This is a genomic window from Comamonas sp. BIGb0152, from assembly GCF_024809975.1.
In the GTDB taxonomy this organism is placed as follows: Bacteria; Pseudomonadota; Gammaproteobacteria; order Burkholderiales; family Burkholderiaceae_C; genus Comamonas.
The window spans coordinates 309,282-334,214 of record NZ_JANUDY010000002.1 but is presented as its reverse complement, the minus strand read 5'-3'; the positions used below and the strand labels follow the sequence as shown (position 1 = coordinate 334,214).

Genomic DNA, 24,933 nt, shown 5'->3' with positions numbered 1-24,933 from the left:
GATGGACATGCGCACGAACCTTGCCGGGGCTGTATGCAGCGCGCTTTGCCGTAGGCAGAGGCTTCATGACCATCCGTTATTATGCCCGCAAATTGCTGCGCATTCTTGGCATTGAAAGCCGGGTTCCTCGCTGGGCTTACCCCTGCCGCTTTCGGCAACCCAGCGAGCAGGCTCCCAGGTTACCTTGCCGCATAGCTTTGACGGTGTCAGCTGGACACCGGCTGATCGGGCGAGGCCTGCCGCCCGATCTGCATGCCTGACCTTTAGGCGACTGCCTCTTCGTGCGGGGTCAGCATGAGCCGGCCCACTGCTTTGCCCTGCTCCAGCGCCACCAGTGCCGAGAAAGCTTTGCTGAAATGCATGCAGGTGGTCGGCACGGGGCTGAGGTTCTTGTCGCGCACCAAGGCGATCAGCTCACGCAGATCGCCCAGGTTGCCGACATAGGTGCCTTGGTAGGTGATGGCGCGGATCGCATGCGTGGGGGTGGGCAGGTCCACATGGCCGCCAAACAGGCCAATTTGCACCAGGTGGCCGCCCTTGGTCAGCATGTCGATGCCTTGCTGCACCGTCTGGCTGGAGCCCACGCAGTCGATGATGGCCCAGACCGCGCCACCCGCAGCCTGCTTGACCTGCGCGATGAAATCCGGAGATTTCGGATCAATGACCACGTCCGCTCCCGCGTTCAGCGCAGCGGCGTGCTTGCTGGCATCGGGCTCGATCACCACGACGCCGGCGCCGCCCATAGCCTTCATCAGCAAGATCGCCATCAGGCCCAGGCCACCGGCGCCAAACAGCACGATCTTCTCGTCCTTGAACACCTGGGGGTCGATCTTCTTGATGGCGCTGTAGGTGGTCAGGCCCGAGCAGGCATAGGGCGCGGCACGCTCGGCGGGCATGTCGCCAATATCCACCAGGTAGTAAGCATGGTTGACCAGCACATGGTCGGCGTAGCCGCCGTTTTGGTACACGCCCATCGATTTGCCAGCCAGGCACAGGTTCTCATCGCCGCGCTTGCAGACCTTGCATTCGCCGCAGCCATGCCAGGGGAAGACGACATAGCGCTTGCCGATCTCCACGCCCTTGGCATCCGGGCCCATGGCCACGACTTCGCCAGCAATCTCATGGCCCAGTGTCAGCGGCAGCTTCATGCCACGGTCGGCCATCGACAGCTTTTTGCCATTGCCCAGGTCGTACTCGCCATGCCAGATATGCAGGTCCGAGTGGCACACCCCCGCCGCCTCGATGCGCACCAGCACCTGGTCTCCGGTCGGTACGGGGGTGGGGCGCTCGCTGCGCACCAGTGGTTCACCAAAGCCTGTGACGTCATAGCTGATCATGCGATCTCCTTGTTGCTTGTTGGTTGTAGTGAGCCGGGCAGTTCCTGCCCATCTCGATGCCTGACAGATGAGCATATTAGTGCCGCTGTTTTGCAATACAAGCTGGCACCGCGCGCGCCAGTCGCCTTGGCGATAAAGGCTTAGCGGGTATTCCCGCGCCCTCCTTCGGGCATGAAAAACGCCCCTCGAAAGGGGCGTCGGAATGCAGATCGGAGAAGCTTAGCGCTTGGCTTTGAACAAGGCCAACAGCAGCACCACGGTGAATACCGCAAAAGCGATGAAGGACCAGTTGGCAATCGACAGGCCCAGGAAGGTCCAGTCGATGGCGGTGCAATCGCCCGAGCCACGGAAGATCATCGGCAGCGAGCGGCTGATGGGGTAGTTCTCGATCATGCCGTAGAAATCACGGCCGCAGGTGGCGAACTCGGGCGGGTTCCATTGCAGCCAGCTCTGGCGCGCCGCAGTGAAGGCGCCAAACGCAGAAAACAGCAGCGCCAGCCCGCCAAAGCTTTTCCACCAGCCGGCTGTGGACGGCTTGAGGCTGCCCAGCAGCGCCAGCACACCCACCGCAATCAGGCAGTAGCGCTGCACGATGCACATCGGACAAGGCTCCAGCCCCACCACGTGCTGCAAATACATGCCAAAAGCCAGCATGGCCGCGCAGGCCACAAAAATCAGCGCCAACGTGCGGCGCGGTGCGTTCCAGATCCAGTTCAAGTCATGTCCTTATGCTGCCAATCCCGCCATCTTACGCGTACAGACCTGCAGGGGCCCAAAACCAGAAAACCGGCCCCGCCCCAAGGGGCAGAACCGGGTCTCACAGCTTCAGGCGCAGGCGCGAGCGTCAGGGCACTAGATATTGGCTGCTTGATCGAGAAAAACTCGGGCTTGGCGTGGTGTCACCACCAGCGTCTCGCCTTCCTTCAGGCCCATGGCTTTGAACTGTTGCGCAGAAATCTGCGCCTCAATGAGCTTGTCGCTGTCCGAAGCCTCGGCACCTTGGGCTTGGTGCCCATCGATGGCAATAAGTTCCAGCCGCGCGATGGGGCCGACCACAATGGCGCGCTCCAGCTGCACGACAATGCCGCGCTGGCGGCCATCGGCGTCCTTTTCCTGGCCGGGCGAATAGCGCTCCACATCCAGCTCATGGGGGCGCACATAGGCCAGGGCCTGGGCATTGTTGGCCGAGGCAAATTCGGGCGAATCGATCTGCACGCCCCCTGCCACCACGGTATGCCCATCGGTGGCACGGCCTCGGAACAGGTTCACATCGCCCAAGAAGCCGTAAACGAAAGGGCTGGCCGGGCTGTCCCAGACTTCCTGCGGGGTGCCGGCCTGCTCGATCTGGCCCTTGTTGATCACCACCACCCGGTCGGCCACTTCCAGCGCCTCTTCCTGGTCATGGGTCACAAAGATACTGGTCACATGCAGCTCATCGTGTAGGCGGCGCAGCCAGCGGCGCAATTCCTTGCGCACCTTGGCGTCCAGCGCACCAAAGGGCTCATCGAGCAGCAGCACCTTGGGCTCCACCGCCAGCGCGCGTGCTAACGCAATACGCTGGCGCTGACCGCCCGACAGCTGCGAGGGATAGCGGTCGGCGATCCAGTCGAGCTGCACGAGCTTGAGCAGGCTCATCACCTTCTCGCGGATCTGGGCCTCGCTGGGCCGCTCCTTGCGGGGTTTGATGCGCAGACCAAAGGCCACGTTCTCGAACACCGTCATGTGACGGAACAGCGCGTAGTGCTGGAAAACAAAGCCCACGTTGCGGTTGCGCACATGTACATCGGTGGTGTCTTCACCGCTGAACTGGATGGTGCCCTGGTCGGCAGACTCCAGGCCCGCGATGATGCGCAGCAAGGTGGTTTTGCCGCAGCCCGAGGGGCCAAGCAGCGCAATCAATTCGCCCGATTTGATATCCAGGTTGACATTGTTCAGCGCCTGAAAGCTGCCAAACGACTTGGAGATATTTTGAATTTCAATGCTCATATCCGACCTCGAAAATACCGTGTTTATGCCGTGACTGCGCTGTCATCGCGGGGACGTTCAGGGGGCAGACTCGCGGCCTGCTTGTGCTCCTTCTCGGCGCGCCATTCGGCGATCGACTTGAGCACCAGCGTCACCAGCGCCAGCAAAGCCAGCAAGGACGCCACCGCAAAGGCCGCAGAGGACTGGAAGTCGGCGTACAAGATCTCGACATGCAGCGGAATGGTATTGGTCTGGCCACGGATACTGCCCGAGACGACGGACACCGCACCGAACTCGCCCATGGCCCGCGCATTGCACAGAATCACGCCATACAGCAAGCCCCATTTGATATTGGGCAGGGTCACCCGCCAAAAGGTCTGCCAGCCGGTGGCGCCCAGCACAATGGCGGCTTGCTCCTCGTCATTGCCCTGGGCCTGCATCAGCGGGATCAGCTCCCGGGCAATAAAGGGGAAGGTGACGAACACGGTGGCCAGCACAATGCCAGGCACCGCAAAGATCACCTTCAGGTCATGGGCCTCCAGCCAGGCACCAAACCAGCCGTTGGCGCCAAACAGCAGCACATAGGTCAGGCCTGCCACCACCGGCGACACCGAAAACGGCAAATCCACCAGCGAGGTCAGCAAGGCCTTGCCCTTGAACTCGAACTTGGCAATGGCCCAGGCCGCAGCCACACCAAACACCAGGTTCAGCGGCACCGCAATCAGGGCAGTAATCAAGGTCAGCTTAATGGCCGACCAGGCATCGGGCTCGGTCAGCGCAGCGGCATAGGTGTCCCAGCCCTTGCGCAGCGCCTCGACAAACACAGCAACCAAGGGCAGCAGCAAAAACAGCAGCATGAAGGTCAGCGCGATGCCGGTCAACGTCCAGCGCACCCAGCGCGGCTCCGTGACCGTGCTTTGCTCTTCGGGCTCGTGGCGGGCCACATAGCGGTAGCGCGCAAGCACCGTGCCCAGCACCACCACAACGACGGCAATCAATACAAGATACATGGTTGGCATGGCTTAGGCCCCCGAACGCTTGCGCTGCCAGCTCTGCAAGCCATTGATGAGCAGCAAGAGCACGAAAGAGATCACCAGCATCACCATCGCAATGGCAGTGGCGCCGGCATAGTCATGCAGCTCCAGCTTGGCCATGATGACGAAGGGCGTGATCTGGGACTCCATCGGAATGTTGTTGGAGACAAAGATCACCGAGCCGTACTCGCCCACTGCACGGGCAAACGCCATGGCAAAGCCGGTCAGCAGCGCGGGGCCGATGGCGGGCAAGATCACCTTGTAGAAGGTCTGCCAGCGCGATGCACCCAGGCTGCCGGCGGCCTCTTCCAGTTCTTTTTCAAAGTCTTCCAGCACCGGCTGCACCGTGCGCACCACAAAGGGCAGGCCGATAAAGATCAGCGCAAACACGATACCGACGCGGTTGAACACCAGCTGGATACCCAAGGGCGCGAACAGCTGCCCAATCCAGCCGTTGTCGGCCAGCAAGGCGGTCAGCGAGATACCCGCAACGGCGGTGGGCAAGGCAAAGGGCAGATCGACCAGGGCATCGACAATCTTCTTGCCAGCAAACTGGTAACGCACCAGCACCCAGGCGATCAGCATGCCAAACACCAGGTTCACCAGTGCAGCAATCGCCGAGGCACCAAAGGTGACCTTGTAAGCGGCTACGGCGATGGGGGCTGAAATCGTCGTCCAGAATTGCGACCAGGTCAGCTCAAAAGTCTTGAACAGCAAAGTGGCCAGCGGGATCAGCACAATGATGCTGAGGTAAAAAATGGTGTAACCCAGGGTAAGTCCAAAACCCGGCAGCACCCGTTTGGCGCCTCGGCGTTTGGCACTGGGCACGGCCGGGGCCGAGGCAGTGGTAGCAGCTGACATGGAATCCGATCGGCAAAAATCTACAGGAAATACGCAGTCAGCGCCCGACTGGCGGGCGCTGCTGCTGGCTCATCACTTCTTGGGTTCGGTGAACAGCTTGTCGAAGTAGCCGCCATCCCCAAAGTGGGTCTTCTGCGCTTCGCCCAAGCTGCCAAAGTACTTGCCGACAGTGAACTGCTTGATCGGTTTGAAAATATCGGCGTGCTTTTTCAGCACCGCTTCGCTGCGCGGGCGGATCGCATGGTTGGCGGCAATCTCCTGGCCTTCATCCGAGTAGAGGAAATCCAGGTAGGCCTTGGCCAGCTCAGCGGTGCCCTTTTTCTCGACCGTGCGTTCGACCACGGCCACCGGGTTTTCTGCGGTGATGCTCACCGATGGGTAGACCGGATCGACCTTGCCCTTGCCAAACTCGCGGTCGATCGACACCACTTCCGATTCAAAGGTGATCAGCACATCGCCCACATTGCGCTGCAGGAAGGCGGCCGTCGCATCACGCCCGCCCTTGGCCAGCACGGGCACGTTCTTGTACAGCTTGCTGATGTAGGCCTGCGCATCGGCGTCCGAGCCGCCCTTTTCACGCGCCTGGCCCCAGGCTGCCAGATAGGCGTAGCGGCCGTTGCCACCCAGCTTGGGGTTGACGACCACCACCTGCACGCCGGGCTTGATCAGGTCGTCCCAATCCTTGATGCCCTTGGGGTTGCCGTTGCGCACCAGAAACAGCATGGTCGAGGTGGTCGGCGATGCGTCATTGGGAAACTTCTTGGCCCAGTCCTTGGCGACCACGCCCTTTTCGGCCAGAAACTCCACATCGGTGGTGGTGTTGAAGGTCACCACATCGGCGGCCAGGCCTTCAGACACGGCACGCGCCTGGGCGCTGGAGCCGCCATGCGACTGGTCCACCTTGATGTCCACGCCCTTGGTCTTCTTGTAATGGGCGATAAAAGCGGTGTTGTAGTCTTTGTAGAACTCACGGGCCACGTCATACGAGACATTGAGCAACTGGTTTTGTGCCAGCGCCGAACCACTGGCTACCACCGCTGCGGCAACCACCAAAGATTTGAATCCACCCAATTTCATGTTCTGCTACCCCTTTGTATGAAGTGATGTAGCAAATTGTGGACTTTTGTACTTAAAACTCAAACGAATATATTCTTGTTAATTTATGGTGTTTTTGGAATAAAGAAAAAGCGCGGTATCACAGGCCCAGAATGACAACGAGCACGCCCTTGTCCACCTTGATGTCTCGCACTGCCATGCGCGCAACACGCTGGCGGGTATCCGATGCATTGAGCGTGTAGACCGGTTGCTGCGCCAGGAAGGAAGCCATCGCAGCCTCCAGCGCGACCTGCGCCATGGCGGTGCGTCGCTCATCCAGGCCCTGCACCACCAGCTTGTCCATCACCGGCTGGTCCAGAAAGATCGCCCCGCGTTCAGCGTCATAGCGCAGGGAGGCAGACACATCGATCTGCGCACCCAGCAGCTGGCTGCCGCTGGTATTGGTGTTGACGGTCATGTGCAGACCGAAGTCGACACGCTCGCTGTCCTCGTTCAAATGCACCCGGGGCTGCGCCATGGTGACGGAGACCAGCGGATAACGCTGGGTCAGCGGCAGGCGCTCGGCCAGTTTTTGCTCCAGCTGCGCCTGGCTGATGCGGATTTCGTAGGTTTTCCCCGCCAGGTACCAGATCGCAGCCGCGCCCACCAAGGCCAGCAGCGCCAACAGTGACCATGTCAATTTTTTACCCATGCCTGCACAACTCCTCTTGCCTTAACCACGCGGCCCCGCCATGGAGGCCTGCGCCAATCCTTGCTAATCCACCCGCCAGCTCGGAAGCCGCCAGTGGCGCCACAACGCAATCGCCCGCAGCCCGGCCGTGACGAACACACAACCCAGCATGGGCGCCATCTCGGGCACGGGCGAGCTGCGCAGCAGCAAATCCACCCAGCCGCCCACAAAGGCACAGACCGCATAAGGCTGGTGGTCGCGAAAGGCCTGCGGGATCTCACCGCACATCACATCCCGCAGCACTCCGCCGAACACCCCGGTGATCACGCCCATCATCACGCAGATAAGTGGCGGCAGGCCCTGTTCGGCAGCCATGTCCACGCCCACAGCCGCAAACAGGCCCAGGCCCAGCATATCGGGCCAGAGCATGGCGCGCTCCGTCAGCGCAAAATGGCGCTGCCGCAAAAACACGATGGCCAGCAGGCTAATGCCCAGGATCACCCAGACAAAGGTCTCCTGACGCACCCAGAAAAAGGGCCGCTGGTCCAGCAGCAGATCGCGCAAGGTGCCGCCGCCAAAAGCGGCCACAAAAGCCACCACGCAGACCCCCACCACATCGAGCTTTTTGTGCGCTGCCTTGATCACCCCGGACAGCGCAAACGCGATGGTCGCGGCAATCTCCAGCACCTGGCGGGCCGTGTCAATGATGTGGGGTGTGTCCATGGCCATGGGCAACAAGCGGGGCACCACCTGCGTGCGCCAGCACGCCAGGCGGCGCGGTGGCTCAGGCCGGTTGCATATGGCTGATCATCTCGTCGCCAAAGCGCGAGGTGCTCACCTGGGTGGCACCGTCCATCAGCCGCGCAAAGTCGTAGGTCACGCGCTTGGAGGCAATGGTGGCCTCCATGGCAGCAATGATCAGATCCGCCGCCTCGGTCCAGCCGATGTGGCGCAGCATCATCTCGGCCGACAGGATCAGCGAGCCGGGATTGACATAGTCCTTGCCCGCATACTTGGGCGCCGTGCCATGCGTGGCCTCGAACACGGCGACCCGGTCCGACAGATTGGCCCCGGGCGCAATACCGATGCCGCCCACCTGGGCGGCCACCGCGTCCGAGATGTAGTCGCCATTCAAATTGAGGGTCGCAATCACCGAGTAATCCGCCGGGCGCAGCAGCACCTGCTGCAAGAAGGCATCGGCAATCACATCCTTGATGATGATCTCGGAGCCATCCTTGGGGCTTTTGAGCCGCATCCAGGGGCCGCCGTCGATCACTTCGGCGCCGAACTCGTTCTTGGCCAGCGCATAGCCCCAGTCGCGGAACGCGCCTTCGGTGAACTTCATGATGTTGCCCTTGTGCACCAAGGTCACGCTGGGCTTGTCATGGTCGATCGCATACTGGATGGCCTGGCGCACCAGGCGCTCAGTGCCTTCGCGCGAGACGGGCTTGATGCCGATGCCCGAGCTGTGCGGGAAGCGGATCTTCTGCGAGCCGATCTCCTGCTGCAAAAAGGCGATCAGCTTGACGGCGATATCGGAGCCAGCGGCAAACTCGATGCCAGCATAGATGTCTTCGGAGTTCTCGCGGAAGATCACCATATGCGTTTTGTGCGGCTCGCGCACCGGCGAGGGCACGCCTTCAAAGTAGCGCACCGGCCGCAGGCAGACATACAGGTCCAAGGTCTGGCGCAGGGTGACATTGAGCGAGCGGATGCCGCCACCCACCGGCGTGTTCAGCGGCCCCTTGATGGCGACCAGGTACTGGGCGATGGCATCCATGGTTTCCTGGGGCAGGCTCTGGTCTTCCCCATAGAGCGCAACAGCCTTGTCGCCGGCAAAGACTTCCATCCAGGCAATGCGGCGGGACCCGCCATAGGCCTGGGCGACGGCAGCATCCACCACCTTGCGCATCACCGGGCTGATGTCACGGCCCACGCCATCGCCTTCGATGAAGGGAATGATGGGCTGGTCAGGCACACACAGGCTGTGGTCCTCGTTGGCAGTAATGGCCTGTCCGCCCTCGGGCAGCTGGATAGGTTGAGCACGCATCGTCACAAATCTCCCAAACTGATTCTTCGCCCACCCGAAGCAAGCTAGGGGGCACATGTGTTACTGCCAACGATTCTATCGACAAATACCCGCCAGCCCCTGATTGCCCAAACCGTGACAAATGGACACAACGCCTTGCCACCCACGCAGCGCCCGCAGTGCCGCTGGCATGGTGTATAAAACCGCCTATGGCGCCATGCGCTGCGGCTGCACAGTCCGTGCGGTTTGCTTTGTGAGAGTCTTGACCACCATGTTCCCCACCCCCCTGGCTAATCCATCTTCCCGCCTCGTTCAGCGCTTCTTGGCGGCATCGGCCATGGCCTGCGCCTTGGCAGCCGCCCTGCCCGCAGCGGCACAACAGGCAGCGCCCACCGGGGAGCCGCAGATGCGCTTGGCGCGCACCGAACTGTCAGCGGGCATGCACCGCATCCATGCGCAAGTGGCGCAAACGGCCCGCGAAAAGGAAATCGGCCTGATGTTCCGCAAGGAGATGCCGGCCAACGAAGGCATGCTGTTTGTGTTTGACCGGCCCGGCGTGCAGTGCTTCTGGATGAAGAACACCCTCTTGCCATTGACGGCCGCCTTTGTCAGCGACGACGGCACCATCGTCAATCTGGCCGACATGCAGCCCTTGAGCGAAGACTCGCACTGCTCCAGCAAGCCGGTGCGCTATGTATTGGAGATGAACCAGGGCTGGTTCAAGCAAAAGGGCATTGCAGCGGGCACCCAGCTGCGCGGTCGGCCTTTTTCTGCACCCTGAGCCACCGCCGACACCGCTGCCACCGCTTGGAGGCAGTCACCAAGAGGCAGGCCCGGCGCAGGGCTTGCCTCTATGATGGTCCGCAGAACAACTCTGTGGAGACAAACCATGGCAGCCACCGCGCGCTACCCCCTGCCCGATCTCAAAAGCCTGCCGGAAGACATCCAGGCCCGCATCGCCCAGGTGCAGGAAAAATCCGGCTTCATCCCCAATGTGTTCCTCGCCTTCGCACGCCGCCCGGCGGAATGGCGCGCCTTTTTTGCCTACCACGATGCGCTGATGGAGCGTGAGCAAAGCAGCCTGAGCAAGGCCGAGCGCGAGATGATCGTCACCGTCACCAGCGCCCACAACGAATGCCTGTACTGCGTGGTCGCGCATGGCGCACTGGTGCGTATCTATGACAAGGCCCCGATGCTGGCCGACCAGCTCGCCGTCAACTACCGCAAGACCAACATCTCTGCGCGCCAGCGCGCGATGCTGGATTTTGCGATGAAGGTCTGCACCCGCTCGCAAGAAGTCGATGACGCTGATTTTGAAGCCCTGCACACCCATGGCTTTGATGACGAAGACATCTGGGACATCGCCGCGATCACCGCCTTCTTTGGCCTGAGCAACCGCATGGCCAGCTTTGCAGGCATGCAGCCCAATGAGGAGTTCTATCTCATGGGCCGCATTCCCCGCAGCAAGACCTGAGGTGGGCGGAAATGGCGCAACCACCAGAAGACACACTGCTGATCAGCGAAGAAGATCTACACCGCCTGGCGCTGCGCGTGCTGCAGCACCTGGGCCTTAGCACAGCCCACGCCCAGTCCATTGCGCGCATCGTAGTTGCCGGCCAGCGCGATGCCTGCCAGTCCCACGGGGCCTACCGCATCCTGAGCGCAGCCCACACCATCGGCACCGGCTTGGTGCACCTGCAGGCCCAGCCCGTGCTGCAGCCCACGCAAGGCGCCATCACCCGGGTAGATGCCAAACGCGGCTTTTCCCCCCTCGCGCTGGAGCTGGGCCTGCCACCGTTGGTAGCCACCACCCGCTCCTTGGGCATGGGGGCCTTGGTGATCAACCATTGCGTCCACTTCACCGCCCTGTGGCCCGAGGTGGAGATGCTCACCGACCAAGGCCTGGCCGCGCTGATCATGACCCCCAGCCATGCCTGGGTCGCCCCGGCCGGCGGCACCAAGGGCGTGTTTGGCACCAACCCCATCGCCTTTGGCTGGCCCCGGCCTGGCCCCTACCCCTATGTGTTTGACTTTGCCACCAGTGCCATTGCGCGCGGCGATCTGGACCTGCACCGCCGTGCCGGAACCCTGCTGCCCGAAGGCGTGGGCATCGATGCGCAAGGCCAGCCATCGACCGACCCGGCAGCCGTCGCCCAAGGCGCGATGCGCACCTTTGGCGGCCATAAGGGCTCGGCCCTGGCGACCATGGTGGAGTTGATGGCCGGCATGCTGATTGGCGATCTGGGCAGCCAGGAATCGATGGCACTGGACGCCGGTGCTGGCGGAATGCCCTGCCATGGTCACTTGGTGCTGGCTTTTGATCCACAGCGTTTTGCTGGCGAAGACTGGCCCGGCCACCAGGCACGTGCGGAGGCCATGTTTGCCGCCATCAAGGGCCAAGGTGCACGCTTACCGTCGGAGCGGCGCTATGCAGCGCGGGCCCTGAGTGCGCAACAAGGCATCAGTCTGCCACGCAAGCTGCACGACGAAATTCTGGCCTTGTTGGGCTAAGTCCAAGCACACAGCCACCCATCTTGGTGGCTGTAAGGGGCGGAGTTTTTGGCCTACCGCGTGATGCGCTTGGCGATCTCCGCCACCAGTTGCTCGCCCAACACCGCCTTGCTGGCATGGGGCAGCTCCTGGTGGCCCTGCGCGTCCACCAGCAGCAAGGCGTTGTCGTCCTTGCCAAAGGTGGCAGGGCCGATATTGCCGACCAAGAGCGGTATCTGCTTGCGCAGGCGCTTGGCCTGGGCGTTAGCCAGCAGGTTCTCGCTTTCTGCGGCAAAGCCGACGCAGTAAAGCTGGCCGCTTTTGGCGCGCGGCAGCTGGGCCACAGTGGCGAGGATGTCCGGGTTCTCGACAAAGGCCAGCTGCGGCACCGCGCCACTGCCGTCTTTCTTGATCTTTTGGTCGGCAGCGCTGGCCGGGCGCCAGTCGGCCACTGCGGCAGTTGCCACAAAGATATCGGCGCTTTCGATGCCGCCCAGCACGGCCTGGAGCATGTCCTGCGCCGATTGCACATCGATGCGGCGCACCCCGCGCGGCGTGGGCAGATGCACCGGCCCGGCCACCAGGGTCACCTCGGCACCTGCCGCCTGGGCGGCGCGCGCAATGGCAAAGCCCATCTTGCCGCTGGAGAGGTTGGTGATGCCCCGCACCGGGTCTATGGCTTCGAAAGTAGGCCCAGCCGTGATCAGCAGCTTTTTGCCTGCCAGCGCCTTGGTGCTGAAAAAATACTGCAGCTCTTCCTCAATCTCGGCCGCCTCCAGCATGCGGCCATCGCCGGTTTCGCCGCAGGCCTGGTCGCCGTTGCCCACACCCAGCACCACGGCGCCATCGGACTGCACCTGGCGCAGGTTACGCTGGGTGGCGGGGTGGGCCCACATCTCACGGTTCATGGCCGGCGCCAGAATCAAGGGCACGGTGTCGATGGGCCGCGCCAGGCATAACAGGCTCAGCAGCTCATCGGCACGGCCTTGCACCAAGCGGGCGATAAAGTCCGCACTGCAAGGGGCCACCACAATCGCATCGGCCTCGCGACTCAGGTTGATATGCGGCATATTGTTGTGCTCGCGCGCATCCCACTGGGATACATAGACCGGGCGGTTGGACAGCGCCTGCATCGTCACCGGGGTCATGAACTGGGTGGCCGCCTCGGTCATCACCACCTGCACCGTCGCGCCAGCCTTGGTCAGGCGGCGGCACAATTCGGCAGACTTGAAAGCGGCAACGCCGCCGGACATGCCAAGAACAATATGTTTTCCGTGGAGCTGGTTCATGCCCGCCAATGTAGCAGAGCAGGCCCGCCGCCGCTGCCCTGCAGCAGACAAGAAAGCAGTGCCAGCACGGCTATCTGCGCAGCGGTGTGCAAGGCGCAAACCCGTGGGCATTGAAGCCCATTTAGAGCAGCTGCCCGCACGGGCTGGCTTACGCCTTTATAATCAGAATTTCCCACCTCCCTAAAAGACATGACCAAATTTGTCTTCGTTACTGGCGGTGTGGTGTCTTCCCTGGGCAAGGGAATCGCCTCAGCCTCCCTTGCAGCGATTTTGGAATCGCGCGGACTCAAAGTCACCCTGATCAAGTTGGATCCCTACATCAATGTGGATCCAGGCACCATGTCCCCCTTCCAGCACGGCGAAGTGTTTGTGACGGACGATGGCGCCGAGACCGACTTGGACCTGGGCCACTATGAGCGTTTCATTGAAACGCGCATGCGCCAGACGAACAACTTCACGACCGGCCGTATCTACCAAAGCGTGCTTGAAAAAGAGCGCCGTGGTGATTACCTGGGCAAGACCGTCCAGGTCATCCCCCACATCACCAACGAGATCCAGGAATACGTCAAGCGCGGCGCCGGCATCGGCACCGACCATGCTGTCGATGTCGCCATCTGCGAAATCGGCGGCACGGTGGGCGATATCGAATCGCTGCCCTTCCTGGAAGCGGTGCGCCAGTTGTCGCTCAAGCTCGGCCCCAACAACTCGGCCTTTGTCCACCTCACCTACCTGCCCTATATTGCGGCGGCTGGCGAGCTCAAGACCAAGCCGACCCAGCACACGGTGCAAAAGCTGCGCGAAATCGGTATCCAGCCCGATGCGCTGCTGTGCCGTGCCTTGCATGCGGTGCCCGAAGAAGAGCGCGAAAAGATCTCCTTGTTCACCAACGTCCAATCCTGGGGCGTTATCAGCATGTGGGATGTGGACACCATCTACAAGGTGCCCCGCATGCTGCACGAGCAAGGTCTGGACGGCCTCATCTGCGACAAGCTGCGCCTGAACACGCCGCCAGCCAACCTCAAGCGCTGGGATGACCTGGTCTACGAGACCGAGCACCCCAAGGGCGAAGTGGCCATCGCGATGGTCGGCAAGTATGTCGAGCTGTCGGATGCCTACAAGTCCGTCAACGAAGCGCTCAAGCACGCCGGCATGCAAAACCATGTGCGCGTCAAGATCACGCATGTGGATTCGGAAACCATCCACGACAGCGATGCGGCAGAGGTTCTCAAGAGCTATGACGGCATTCTGGTGCCCGGCGGCTTTGGCTCGCGCGGCGTTGAAGGCAAGATCTCGACGGCCAGGTTTGCCCGCGAAGGCAAGGTACCCTACCTGGGCATCTGCCTGGGCATGCAGGTCGCGACCATCGAATATGCACGCCATGTAGCGGGTCTGGACAACGCCAACTCCACCGAGTTTGACCGCCAAACCCCCCACCCCGTGATCGCCCTGATCACCGAGTGGAAGGATGCCGACGGCACCATCAAGACCCGCGACGAGAACTCGGACCTGGGCGGTACCATGCGCTTGGGCGCGCAATCGTCCGATGTGCAAAAGGACAGCCTGGCGCACAGCATCTATGGCGATGTGGTCACCGAGCGCCACCGCCACCGCTACGAAGCCAACACCCAGTACCTGGACCAGCTGCGCAGCGCGGGCCTGGTGATCTCGGCACTCACCCAGCGCGAGCACCTGACCGAGATCGTCGAGCTGCCCAAAGCGGTACACCCCTGGTTCATCGGCGTGCAGTTCCACCCCGAGTTCAAGTCCACCCCCTGGGCCGGCCATCCGCTGTTCAATGCCTTCATCAAGGCGGCAGTCGATCGCAAGAAGCTGGCAGCCAAGTAAAATTGCAGCCAGCTTGCGGCACACACAGAAGCCATGACAAACAAAGCACTCCAAGACGCTGCGTTTCTCATGGCGTCTTTGCTCTCACACCACCCTTAAGGAACACCGTCCATGCAATTGTGCGGATTTGATATCGGGCTTGATAAGCCCTTTTTCCTGATTGCCGGCCCCTGCGTGGTCGAGTCCGAGCAGCTGCAGATGGATGTGGCCGGACAGCTCAAGGAAATGACGGCCAGCCTGGGCATCCCCTTTATTTTCAAGAGCAGCTTTGACAAGGCCAACCGCAGCTCGGGCACGAGCTTTCGCGGCCCGGGCATGGAAAAGGGCCTGGAGATTCTGGCCAAGGTGAAAAAAGAGCTGAATGTGCCCATCCTGACCGATGTACACAACGAGGCCGAAGTGCCCTACGTCGCCAGCATCGTTGATGTGCTGCAGACCCCGGCCTTCCTGTGCCGCCAGACCGACTTCATCCGTGCGGTCGCGCAGTCGGGCAAGCCGGTCAATATCAAGAAGGGCCAGTTTCTGGCGCCCCATGACATGAAGAATGTCATCGACAAGGCCCGCGCTGCCGCCAAGGAAGTCGGCCTGCCCGAAGACAGCTTCATGGCCTGCGAACGCGGCGCCAGCTTTGGCTACAACAACCTGGTGAGTGACATGCGCTCGCTGGCCATCATGCGCGAGACCAATGCGCCCGTCGTGTTCGACGCCACCCACAGCGTGCAGCTGCCCGGCGGCAATGGCACGTCCAGCGGCGGCATGCGCGAGATGGTGCCGGTGCTGGCCCGTGCAGCGATTGCCGTGGGCGTCGCTGGCGTGTTCATGGAAACCCATCCAGACCCCTGCAACGCCCTGAGCGACGGCCCCAATGCCGTGCCTCTCAAGCACATGAAGGCCTTGCTCGAAACCATGGTGGCGCTGGACAGCATCACCAAGAAGAACGGTTTCCTGGAAAACAATTTTGGAGCTTAAATGCCAAGCGCATACATCATTGCATCGGTCACCGTGACCAACCCCGAGCAGTACGAGGAGTACCGCAAGTACAGCACCATCGCCATGCAGGCCTATGGTGCAGAGGTTTGCGTGCGCGGTGGCAAGGTCGAGGTGATCGAGGGCGACTGGAACCCCGGCCGCACCGTGATCCTGAAGTTCAAGGACAGCGAGCAAGCCCGCCGTTTTTATGATTCCCCCGAATACAGCAAGGCGCGCGAAGCACGCGACGGCGCGGCCATCATGCGCATGGTGCTGGTCGAAGGCGTTTAAGACGCACCCCACCCTATGGATTCCGTGCCGTTGCAGTCCACCCGTATGCAGCGCACCAACCCTTTTTTCAATCTCTGAAAGGCTCTAAAGTGAGTGCAATTGTTGATATCGTTGGCCGCGAAATTCTGGATTCGCGTGGCAACCCCACTGTGGAATGCGATGTACTGCTGGAATCGGGTGTGATGGGCCGCGCGGCCGTCCCATCGGGTGCCTCGACCGGCTCGCGTGAAGCCATCGAGCTGCGCGACGGCGACAAGAGCCGCTACCTGGGCAAGGGCGTGCTGAAGGCGGTTGAGCACATCAATACCGACATCTCCGAAGCCATTCTGGGCCTGGATGCTGCTGAACAAGCTTTCCTCGACAAAACCCTGATCGACCTGGACAACACCGACAACAAGAGCCGCCTGGGCGCCAATGCCATGCTGGCCGTGTCGATGGCCGTGGCCCGCGCCGCCGCTGAAGAAGCCGGCCTGCCGCTGTACCGCTACTTTGGCGGCATGGGCGGTGTGCAGTTGCCCGTGCCGATGATGAACGTCATCAACGGTGGCGCCCACGCCAACAACTCGCTGGACCTGCAAGAGTTCATGATCGTGCCCGTAGGCGCGCCGAGCTTCCGCGAAGCCCTGCGCTGGGGCGCTGAAGTGTTCCACGCGCTGAAAAAGATCATTGACAGCCGTGGCATGCCCACCGCCGTGGGTGATGAAGGCGGTTTTGCGCCTTCGGTCGAGAACCATGAGGCCGCCATCCAGCTGATCCTGGAAGCCATCGACCAAGCCGGTTACACCGCCGGCGACCAGATTGCACTGGCGCTGGACTGCGCTGCCTCCGAGTTCTACAAGGACGGCAAGTACGTGCTGGAAGGCGAAGGCGGCATCAGCCTGACGGCTGAGCAGTGGACCGACATGCTGGCCACCTGGTGCGACAAGTACCCCATCATCTCCATCGAAGACGGCATGCACGAAGGCGACTGGGATGGCTGGAAGGTGCTGACCGAGCGCCTGGGCAAGAAGGTGCAGCTGGTGGGTGACGACCTGTTCGTGACCAACACCAAGATCCTCAAGGAAGGCATCGACAAGGGCATCGCCAACTCGATCCTGATCAAGATCAACCAGATCGGCACCCTGAGCGAAACCTTTGCCGCCATCGAAATGGCCAAGCGCGCCGGCTACACCGCCGTGATCTCGCACCGCTCGGGCGAGACCGAGGACAGCACCATTGCCGACATCGCTGTGGGCTTGAATGCCGGCCAGATCAAGACCGGGTCGCTGAGCCGCTCGGACCGCATGGCCAAGTACAACCAGCTGCTGCGTATCGAAGAAGACCTGGGTGAAGTGGCGGTCTACCCTGGCCGCTCTGCCTTCTACAATCTGCGCTAAGCTTGCGTCGGGGCATGGCATGCCGCCATGTCCCGGCTGCCCTCGGGACCCGTCTTTCTCATGATCTCTCGTATTGTTCCCTTTGTGCTGCTGGCCATCCTGGTCAGCATCCACGCCCAGCTCTGGAGTGGCCGCGGCAGCATGCCCTATGTCAAGGACATGAAGCAGCAAATTGCCACGCAGAAGACCGAGAACGAAACCGCAGTGCGTGAGAACGTTCGCCTGGAGACGGAGGTCACCGACCTCAAACAAGGGATGGACATGGTCGAAGGCAAGGCCCGCAACGAGTTGGGCATGGTCAAGCCCAATGAGGTATTTGTGCAGTACACGCGCAAATAGGTCCAGTCCTCGCCTAGCCCACCAAGCGCCTCTTTGCAGGCGCTTTTTTATTGGACGCCGCCGCTTTGACCGTATCATCGCGGCCATGCCTGCGCCCCAACCACCCCATCCCGCGCCATGACGCCCAGCACCCCGGCAGCGCCACCCAAGGTCTACCTGGCGGCCATCACCTGCGAGGACAGCACCGGGCTGGCTGCGCAACTCAACCCCTACCTGGCAAGCCACCCCGCAGCTGAACCACCGGCTTTTCTGCTGCAAGCCTGCAGTCTGGCGCAGTTGCTGCACCGGCTAGATCTGCCCATGGCCGCTGCGGATGCGGTCTTGCTGATGGCCCCTCCGCTGTCGGCCAGCCCCATCCAGGACAGCCAAGCCCAGGCACTGCTGATGCAAACGCGCTTGCAATTGGTCGCTCGCGCTCAGGCCTTTCAGCTGTTGTTCAGCCAAGGCCAACGGCTGGAGCAAGAGGCCCTGGCCGCCCTGTGCAACTGGTACCCGAAAGCAGCGGCCCTGCAGGCGCTGCGAACGGCTTTGCGTGCAGCAGGCCACAGCACGCGCCAAGGCTGGAGTTGCGAGAAGTGCAGCGACCCGGACTGCGAGCTGCGCCTGTTTCAGGACCTGGTGGCGCCCAAAGCCTGAAGCAGTTGGCGCAACGTAGCCAGGTAGCCAGGCCATCAGGCGCTTTGCGGCCTGCACTGCCAGCGCATTACTGCACCAGGTGCGGCGCAGGCGGATCATTGCCGCGCTCAGTAAACAGGTGCGCCACATCAACGGCATCGAAGCGGTACTGCTGGCCACAGAACTCGCAGCCCACCTCGATCATGCCCTGCTCTTCGAGGATGCTGTCGGACTCTTCCTGGCCCAGGCTGCGCAGCATATTGCCGACACGCTCACGGCTGCAGGTGCAGGCAAAGTGCGGGCCACCTTCGCCGTCTTCGGGTACAAAGCGCAGCAGCTTTTCTTCCCAAAACAAGCGGTGCAGGATGGTCTCAACATCCAGGTTCAAGAGCTCATCGCGGGTCAGGCTGGCGGCCAGGTGGGCAATGCGGTTGTACTCTTCATTGAGGCCGATCTGGTCAAGCTCTTCGGTGTGGAGCGTGCCGCCTGCCAAATTGGCCTCGCCCTTGATGGGCATGCGCTGCACAATCAGGCCGGCTGCCACCTTGTCGTTGGCGGCCAGCACCAGCACCGTGTCCAGCTGCTCGGACTGGCGCATGTACTGCTGCAAGATGGCGGCCATGCTCTCGAGCGGCTGGCCATCCACATCGACCAGCGGCACCACGCCCTGGTAAGGCTGCTGGCCGGGTTGCTTGTCTTTGGGGTCCAAGGTGATCGCGCAGCGGCCTTTGCCCTGCACATTGACCATATCGGTCAAGCTCGCATCGGCGGGCAAATCCCCCATCATCGTGACAGTGGAGCGCACGCTCAGGTTGCTGAGCACCTCGGTGACGGCCAGTTTTACTGGGCCATCACCCGAGATCTGGAACACCAGCGCCCCATTGAATTTGATGTTGGACTGCATCAGCACGCCGGCAGCGGTCATCTCGCCGAGCATCTCCTGCACCGGCAGCGGGTAGGCACCGGTGCTGGTGTTGACTGCACGGCGCTGCAAGATCTCTTGCCAGGCCTCGGTCAGTCGAACAATGGCGCCCCGAACGGGCAGCCCATCAAACAAAAATTTATGCAGTTCAGACACTGTAATTCTTCCAATTCAATACATGCGGGCCTGCTGTGCCCGGGCATGGCGCCCAGGCTACAGCCCCTCAATCCGGTAATTTTCGCAGACCCGATTTAAAACGCCGGGCATTGGCCACATAGCCTTGTGCACTGCGCCGCAGCCCCTCGATCTGCTCCGGGCTCAACGGCCGCACCACCTTGGCGGGGCTGCCCACAATCAGGCTGCCATCCGGGAACTCCTTGTTCTCGGTCACGACAGCGCCAGCACCCACCAGGCAGTGCCGCCCAATCTTGGCGCCATTGAGCACAATCGCCCCCATGCCAATCAGCGACTCATCGCCAATCGTGCAGCCATGCAAGATGACGTTGTGGCCAATGGTGACGTGTTTGCCAATCTCCAAAGGCTTGCCCTTGTCGGTGTGCAGCACACTGCCGTCTTGCACATTGCTGCCCTCGCCGATGCGGATCGGGTCATTGTCACCGCGCAGGATGGCACCAAACCAGACGTTGCTGTCCGCCGCCATCTCCACGCGACCGATCACCTGCGCGCTATCGGCAATCCATGCCGATTCTGCGACCAGCGGTTGCACACCATCGAGTTCATACTTGGCCATCAATGTCTCCAGCTTGTTGTGGCTGAACCCGCCAAACCAATCCATGGCTCGGGGGCCTTGCCCTCCCCAAGGGGGACGGCAGCCTCATAATTGTAGGGATGGAATTACGTCAATGTGCCTTGCAAGCCCTGTCTGTGGCCGATGCCGAGGAAAAAACCGCACGCACCCTGGCCATGTATGCGCAAAGAGCCACTATTTCAATAGCGCCCCAGGCCCGATTGCAGCTGCCCAACGGCACCGTTCTGCCCGGCCACCCGGAAAAGCCCGAGCTCAAGGCCCATACCGCGATGGGCCGCCGCTCACCGGCCACGCCGGAAGGCCGCGCCATTTTGCTGCATGCTATCGCCCACATCGAGTTCAACGCCATCAACCTGGCGCTGGATGCGATCTGGCGTTTTGAAGGCATGCCCGAGGCCTTCTACCAGGACTGGCTGCAAGTCGCGGCAGAAGAGGCCAAACACTTTGGGCTGCTGCGCGCGCACCTGCGCAAATGGGGCCACGACTATGGCGACTACCCTGCCCACCAGGGCCTGTGGACCATGTGCGAGAAAACGGCCCATGACATCGTGGCCCGGATGGCCTTGGTACCCCGAACTCTGGAAGCCCGTGGTTTGGATGCAACGCCCCAGATCCAGTCAAAATTGCAACAAACTTCTGCCGTGGATGCGCTGGAGGCCGTGGCCATTCTGGACATCATCCTGCGCGAAGAAGTGGGCCATGTCGCCATCGGCAACCACTGGTACCGCCACCTGTGCCAGCAGCAGGATCTGGACCCAGAGCAGCACTACAGCTGGCTGGTCGCGCACTACGAGGCACCACGCCCCCGCCCTCCGTTCAACCTGGCCGCGCGCAGCCAGGCGGGTTTCAGCCAGGCCGAGCTGGCTTGGCTGCAGGGCCAGTTGTAACAACCAGAATCGTTTTAGGTCCCCAAAGCGTGTGTACTTTGCTACAAACCCAGCAGGTTCACTCCACCCTCAGACGCGTGAGGCGCCCGATATGAAGGACAATGCACGTCGATCCCGAGATAACAAAATGCAGACACTGCTTGCACCGGCCGTTGGTGAGGCACCACTGATGCATGCGATGGTTCAGCCGTACATGCCACACACGAGCGCGTCACCTTCCCCCACATCCCCTTTGGCTGCTGCCTTGGTCTTTACGTCTCCTGCCCCGCCCATTGCCTGGCAGCCGATCAAAGACCCCCAGGGCACGCTGATTGGTCACGAGATATTCAACCGCTCTCGCACGGCGTCGGCCCACACCCTGGAGTCCGATCTGGCCTTGACCCATGCGGTGCTTTCGCATATCGAGCCGGCCAAGCTGCTGGGCGATGGCATGCTGTTTTTGAACACCACCTTCGAGAGCCTGCGCGGCAGCCATCTCGATCTGCTGCCGGCCCACCAGGTGGTGCTGGAGATCCCCTCTCTGGGCCACGCCGCCTCTTCCGAAGCACTGGCACGCCGCCCTGCATTGGAGGCGCTGCGCGCCAAAGGCTTTGCCCTCGCCTTCAACCACTCGGTGCTGGACTCGGCCTATGAGCCCTGGCACGACCTGGTCAACTACCTGAAGATCGACTTTTCGGTGCTGACGGCCGAGCGCGCCGTGTTGATGCTGCAATGGGCGCGCCGCATCTCGGGCGCCACCTTGATCGCCGACAAAATCGAGTCCCGCGCGCAGCTCCAACTGGCGCAAGAAAACAAGGCCCATCTGCTGCAGGGCTACGCCGTCAGCCGGCCAGAATCGGTTTCCGCCCGGGTGGTGCTGCCCAGCACCGCCGATGTGGCTGCACTCTCCACCGCATTGAGCAACCAGGCACAGACCGCTGCACTGGTGGAGCTGCTGCAGCAGCGCCCAGCGCTGATGTTCAATTTGCTGCGCATGGCCCATTCACAGGTCTTGGAAGCGCGCACGCCCTATCTGTCGCTGCCTGCGCTGGTGCAGGCTTACCCGGCGGAGCATCTGCGCGCATGGGAGACCATGCTCCAGGCCGTGGCCGCCAAGATTCCGCAACTGCCCGAGGTGCAGCAGTGCGAGAAGCTCTACCCCCGCCAAAGCGCCGAGCTGGCCAGCATGGCCCAGGCAATGTGGCCTGATGTGCCGGCGGACAGCCTGCAGCTGATCGCCAGCGCCTTGCTGCTGGGCCATGTGCTGGGTCTGTCGGTGGAGCAAACTGCCGACCAGCTGCTGCCCGGCGCGCTAGCACAGCCCGTGCGGCTGCTGGCGCAGGAATGGCAGCGCTTGCTGCAGGCCTTGACCTAAGCGCTGCAAGGCCGGCGCGGTCGCCAGCCATCTCCCCCGCCCCTGAACAACAAAAACCCGGGATTCGTGAGAGTCCCGGGTTTTGGCTATCTGCTTGGCCGCGCCTTGGCGGCGCGTCCCTCTGCCCTTACATCACGGCGTCCAGATCGTCCTCATGCGCGCGGTCACGAATGAAGAAGGCCGCAATCAGGCCCAGGGTCACGCCAAACATCACATAGAACGCCGGAGACATGGTCGAGCCGGTGGTCTTGATCAGCCAGGTCACGATGAACTGGGCAAAGCCGCCAAACACCATCACCGCGATGTTGTAGGCCATGGACATGCCCACCGAGCGCACATTGGCCGGGAACAGCTCGGCCATCACCGTGCTGAAAACGCCAAAGAACACCGACACAAACAGGCAGATCACCACCTGCACCGTCATCAGCTTGGCAATGGTCGGGCCATCGGTCAGCCAGGCATACAGCGGGTAAAGCACCAGCAGGTAACCCAGCAGCGAGCCAATCATCAGAGGACGGCGGCCCACGCGGTCGGACCAGGCACCCATGAAGGGCATCAGCACAACCATCAGCGCTGCACCGGCCATCTGCACCATGAAGGTGTCATGCAGGGGCAGCTTGAGGGTGACGGTCGAATAAGTCACCAGGTAGGTGAAGGTGATGTAGATGGACACGGTCGCGGTCACCACCAGGCCCATGCCCACCAGGGTTTCACGCGCATGGGTGTGCAGCATCTCGACCACGCCCACTTGCTTGACGGTGCCGGCCTTTTGCGCGGCTTGCATCTTCACAAAGGTCTCGGGCTCGTCCACATGGCGGCGGATATAAATGGCGACGGGCACGATCAGCAGACCCACCGCAAATGGAATGCGCCAGGCCCAGGACATCAGCTGTTCCTGGGTGAAGAAGTCGGTGATTAGGGTGCCCACGGCGGCGCCAATCAGCAGCGCTGCCATCTGGCCGGTCATCTGCCAGGAGCCATAAAAGCCCCGCTTGCCCTTGGGTGCCAGCTCGATCAGCAAGGCTGTCGAGGTGCCAAACTCGCCGCCAGCGGCAAAGCCTTGCAGCAAACGAGCCAGCACGATGAAGATCGGCGCCCAGATGCCTACGCCCTGGTAGGTGGGCGCAAAGGTGATCAAGGCAATGGCCACCGCCATGATGCCGGTGACCATCACCATCGCCGCCTTGCGGCCCTTGCGGTCGCCGTACAGACCCAGCAGGATGCCACCGACCGGGCGCATAAAGAAGCCCACACCAAAGACCGCCGTGGTCATCAAGATCCGGTTCAGGTCATCGCTGGGATCGTTGGGGTTGGAGGGAAAGAACAGCTTCGCCACGATGGGCGTCATGAACGCGAAGACCAGAAAGTCATACCATTCGAGCGCGTTGCCAATGACAGCGGCCAGAATATTTCGCTTGGATACAGCAGTAGATTGCACGCAAAAATCCTAAAAAACACAAGGCACAGCCGGCAGCAACGCGGCTTGATGCAATAACGAGAACGAAGAATGATCTTTGGAACGGTACGGCCAGAGAAGTAGGCGTGCGAGACAGAAAAGCGGGCAAATCCAGAAAAAACAGACTGCACCGAGGATGATTCATGCATGAAATGCATAAATAACCATAAAGATCAGCATTGAATTGTAATCGGTCGCAAGCAGCGCGCCAGGGGCCAAGGCGGGATTTAGCCCTGATGGGGGTGCAGGAAAACCCAGTTTCCCAATCTGCGGGAGGCTCTGCGCCAAATACGGCACAGACCTATGAATCCCTGGGAAAAGGCGCTGGCTCCGCCACTCGCCCCGGCTTCAGCGGCGATCAGCCAAGGCGTGGGCAATGGTGCCCAGATCCACATACTCCAGCTCGCTGCCGATGGGCACGCCCCGCGCCAAGCGGGTAAAGCCGATGCCCTTGCGCTGCAAGGCCTCGGAGATCACATGGGCGGTGGCCTCGCCCTCCGCTGTGAAATTGGTGGCCAGAATCACCTCTTGCACCACCCCATCGCTGGCACGCTGCAGCAGCTGCTGCACGCCAATATCACGCGGACCGATGCCATCGAGCGGCGACAAACGCCCCATCAGCACGTAGTAATACCCTTTGTAGGCACCGGTGCGCTCAAGGGCGGCCTGGTCGGCAGGCGTCTCCACCACGCACAGGCGCGCGGCATCCCGGCCTTCATCGAGGCAGGTTGAACAGATGCTGTTTTCGGTAAAGGTATGGCAACGCTCGCAATGGCGCACCCGGCTGCTAGCCTCGTGCAAGGCGCGCGAGAGCAGCTCGGCACCTTCGCGGTCGTTTTGCAGCAGGTGGAAGGCCATCCGCGAGGCCGACTTGACGCCGACACCCGGCAGGCGGCGCAGCGCCTGCACCAAGACTTCCAGGGTGCCGGTATCAGACATGGGAAAAACTCACAAAGGGCCTAGCACCACAAAGCGCCCGCCCATGCCATCTGCCAAGCAGCGTCAGGAAGGGCAAGCGCATCAGGCAACAGATTTAGAACGGGAGCTTCATGCCACCGGGCAAGCCAGGCATGCCGGCGGAGATCTTGCTCATTTTTTCGTTGCTGGTCTCTTCGGCTTTGCGCACAGCGGCGTTGAAGGCAGCAGCCACCAAGTCTTCGAGCATGTCCTTGTCTTCGGACAGCAGGCTCGGATCAATGGTCACGCGCTTGACGTCGTGCTTGCAGGTCATCAGCACCTTGACCAGACCGGCACCCGATTCGCCTTCGACCTCGATGTTGGCCAGGTCATCCTGGGCCTTTTTCAGGTTGTCCTGCATGGCCTGGGCCTGCTTCATCAAACCAGCGAGTTGTCCTTTGTTGAACATGAAAAATCCTTTT

26 protein-coding genes are annotated in these 24,933 nt (G+C 61.7%); 11 read left to right on the top strand and 15 right to left on the bottom strand.

What is annotated here, in order from left to right; translation table 11 throughout:
* Positions 1-263 precede the first annotated feature (263 nt).
* The 9 genes from M2375_RS05075 to icd all read right to left on the bottom strand — a co-directional run bounded on the left by M2375_RS05075 (position 264) and on the right by icd (position 8,973).
* Positions 264-1,337: an alcohol dehydrogenase gene (locus M2375_RS05075; protein ID WP_259164353.1), complete on the bottom strand. Its 1,074-nt coding sequence runs from the start codon at positions 1,335-1,337 to the stop codon at positions 264-266.
* 219 nt (positions 1,338-1,556) lie between these two features.
* Positions 1,557-2,054, bottom strand: a complete 498-nt coding sequence (locus M2375_RS05070) for a disulfide bond formation protein B (RefSeq protein ID WP_259164352.1) — start codon at positions 2,052-2,054, stop codon at positions 1,557-1,559.
* 135 nt (positions 2,055-2,189) lie between these two features.
* On the bottom strand, positions 2,190-3,323 hold the full coding sequence (locus M2375_RS05065; protein WP_259164351.1) for a sulfate/molybdate ABC transporter ATP-binding protein: 1,134 nt from the start codon (positions 3,321-3,323) through the stop codon (positions 2,190-2,192).
* A 23-nt stretch (positions 3,324-3,346) separates the two neighbouring features.
* Positions 3,347-4,312, bottom strand: coding sequence for a sulfate ABC transporter permease subunit CysW (gene cysW / locus M2375_RS05060; protein ID WP_259164350.1), 966 nt, complete (start codon positions 4,310-4,312; stop codon positions 3,347-3,349).
* A 12-nt stretch (positions 4,313-4,324) separates the two neighbouring features.
* Positions 4,325-5,197 carry a sulfate ABC transporter permease subunit CysT gene (gene cysT / locus M2375_RS05055; RefSeq protein WP_259164349.1) on the bottom strand — a complete coding sequence of 291 codons (873 nt, stop codon included), beginning with the start codon at positions 5,195-5,197 and terminating at the stop codon, positions 4,325-4,327.
* A 72-nt stretch (positions 5,198-5,269) separates the two neighbouring features.
* Positions 5,270-6,274 carry a sulfate ABC transporter substrate-binding protein gene (locus tag M2375_RS05050; protein WP_259164348.1) on the bottom strand — a complete coding sequence of 335 codons (1,005 nt, stop codon included), beginning with the start codon at positions 6,272-6,274 and terminating at the stop codon, positions 5,270-5,272.
* Positions 6,275-6,392: 118 nt separating this feature from the next.
* A complete protein-coding gene (locus tag M2375_RS05045; protein WP_259164347.1) occupies positions 6,393-6,944 on the bottom strand; it encodes a DUF1439 domain-containing protein in 552 nt (183 codons plus the stop codon).
* Between the two features lie 63 nt (positions 6,945-7,007).
* Entirely contained in the window at positions 7,008-7,646 is a 639-nt protein-coding gene (locus M2375_RS05040; protein ID WP_259164346.1) for a trimeric intracellular cation channel family protein, read from the bottom strand.
* A 61-nt stretch (positions 7,647-7,707) separates the two neighbouring features.
* Positions 7,708-8,973 (bottom strand): NADP-dependent isocitrate dehydrogenase, encoded by a 1,266-nt coding sequence (gene icd / locus M2375_RS05035; RefSeq protein WP_259164345.1) that lies wholly within the window; start codon positions 8,971-8,973, stop codon positions 7,708-7,710.
* 316 nt (positions 8,974-9,289) lie between these two features.
* Here icd and M2375_RS05030 point away from each other — a divergent pair, with 316 nt between their 5' ends.
* The 3 genes from M2375_RS05030 to M2375_RS05020 all read left to right on the top strand — a co-directional run bounded on the left by M2375_RS05030 (position 9,290) and on the right by M2375_RS05020 (position 11,463).
* The gene (locus M2375_RS05030) at positions 9,290-9,733 is read left to right on the top strand and encodes a DUF192 domain-containing protein (RefSeq protein ID WP_259164778.1); all 444 of its coding nucleotides are present in this window, start codon (positions 9,290-9,292) and stop codon (positions 9,731-9,733) included.
* A gap of 108 nt (positions 9,734-9,841) precedes the next feature.
* Complete coding sequence (locus M2375_RS05025) at positions 9,842-10,426, top strand: peroxidase-related enzyme (RefSeq protein ID WP_259164343.1); 585 nt, start codon at positions 9,842-9,844, stop codon at positions 10,424-10,426.
* A gap of 11 nt (positions 10,427-10,437) precedes the next feature.
* The gene (locus M2375_RS05020) at positions 10,438-11,463 is read left to right on the top strand and encodes an Ldh family oxidoreductase (RefSeq protein WP_259164342.1); all 1,026 of its coding nucleotides are present in this window, start codon (positions 10,438-10,440) and stop codon (positions 11,461-11,463) included.
* A gap of 53 nt (positions 11,464-11,516) precedes the next feature.
* Here the strand turns inward: M2375_RS05020 and coaBC are convergent, their stop codons facing one another.
* A complete protein-coding gene (gene coaBC, locus M2375_RS05015) occupies positions 11,517-12,731 on the bottom strand; it encodes a bifunctional phosphopantothenoylcysteine decarboxylase/phosphopantothenate--cysteine ligase CoaBC (protein WP_259164341.1) in 1,215 nt (404 codons plus the stop codon).
* Positions 12,732-12,920: 189 nt separating this feature from the next.
* Between coaBC and M2375_RS05010 the strand changes: the two genes are divergently transcribed.
* The 6 genes from M2375_RS05010 (at position 12,921) to M2375_RS04985 (ending at position 18,187) form a co-directional block, all read left to right on the top strand.
* On the top strand, positions 12,921-14,576 hold the full coding sequence (locus M2375_RS05010; protein ID WP_259164340.1) for a CTP synthase: 1,656 nt from the start codon (positions 12,921-12,923) through the stop codon (positions 14,574-14,576).
* A 111-nt stretch (positions 14,577-14,687) separates the two neighbouring features.
* A complete protein-coding gene (gene kdsA / locus M2375_RS05005) occupies positions 14,688-15,545 on the top strand; it encodes a 3-deoxy-8-phosphooctulonate synthase (RefSeq protein ID WP_259164339.1) in 858 nt (285 codons plus the stop codon).
* Positions 15,546-15,836, top strand: a complete 291-nt coding sequence (locus M2375_RS05000; protein WP_259164338.1) for a DUF1330 domain-containing protein — start codon at positions 15,546-15,548, stop codon at positions 15,834-15,836.
* 89 nt (positions 15,837-15,925) lie between these two features.
* Entirely contained in the window at positions 15,926-17,212 is a 1,287-nt protein-coding gene (gene eno / locus M2375_RS04995) for a phosphopyruvate hydratase (protein WP_259164337.1), read from the top strand.
* A gap of 60 nt (positions 17,213-17,272) precedes the next feature.
* Positions 17,273-17,551, top strand: a complete 279-nt coding sequence (locus M2375_RS04990) for a septum formation initiator family protein (RefSeq protein ID WP_259164334.1) — start codon at positions 17,273-17,275, stop codon at positions 17,549-17,551.
* Positions 17,552-17,668: 117 nt separating this feature from the next.
* Positions 17,669-18,187: a hypothetical protein gene (locus M2375_RS04985; protein WP_259164333.1), complete on the top strand. Its 519-nt coding sequence runs from the start codon at positions 17,669-17,671 to the stop codon at positions 18,185-18,187.
* A gap of 67 nt (positions 18,188-18,254) precedes the next feature.
* On the opposite strand, the gene M2375_RS04980 is transcribed toward M2375_RS04985, so the two are convergent.
* Entirely contained in the window at positions 18,255-19,244 is a 990-nt protein-coding gene (locus M2375_RS04980; RefSeq protein WP_259164332.1) for an Hsp33 family molecular chaperone HslO, read from the bottom strand.
* Positions 19,245-19,311: 67 nt separating this feature from the next.
* A complete protein-coding gene (locus tag M2375_RS04975) occupies positions 19,312-19,839 on the bottom strand; it encodes a gamma carbonic anhydrase family protein (protein WP_259164777.1) in 528 nt (175 codons plus the stop codon).
* Positions 19,840-19,937: 98 nt separating this feature from the next.
* Between M2375_RS04975 and M2375_RS04970 the strand changes: the two genes are divergently transcribed.
* Both M2375_RS04970 and M2375_RS04965 read left to right on the top strand, forming a co-directional pair.
* Positions 19,938-20,744, top strand: a complete 807-nt coding sequence (locus M2375_RS04970; RefSeq protein WP_259164331.1) for a ferritin-like domain-containing protein — start codon at positions 19,938-19,940, stop codon at positions 20,742-20,744.
* Between the two features lie 232 nt (positions 20,745-20,976).
* On the top strand, positions 20,977-22,098 hold the full coding sequence (locus tag M2375_RS04965) for an EAL domain-containing protein (protein ID WP_259164330.1): 1,122 nt from the start codon (positions 20,977-20,979) through the stop codon (positions 22,096-22,098).
* Between the two features lie 127 nt (positions 22,099-22,225).
* On the opposite strand, the gene M2375_RS04960 is transcribed toward M2375_RS04965, so the two are convergent.
* The 3 genes from M2375_RS04960 to M2375_RS04950 form a co-directional block, all read right to left on the bottom strand.
* Positions 22,226-23,536, bottom strand: coding sequence for an MFS transporter (locus M2375_RS04960; protein ID WP_259164329.1), 1,311 nt, complete (start codon positions 23,534-23,536; stop codon positions 22,226-22,228).
* A 366-nt stretch (positions 23,537-23,902) separates the two neighbouring features.
* Positions 23,903-24,493: a recombination mediator RecR gene (gene recR, locus M2375_RS04955; protein WP_259164327.1), complete on the bottom strand. Its 591-nt coding sequence runs from the start codon at positions 24,491-24,493 to the stop codon at positions 23,903-23,905.
* A 94-nt stretch (positions 24,494-24,587) separates the two neighbouring features.
* On the bottom strand, positions 24,588-24,920 hold the full coding sequence (locus M2375_RS04950; protein WP_182322547.1) for a YbaB/EbfC family nucleoid-associated protein: 333 nt from the start codon (positions 24,918-24,920) through the stop codon (positions 24,588-24,590).
* Positions 24,921-24,933: the final 13 nt, after the last annotated feature.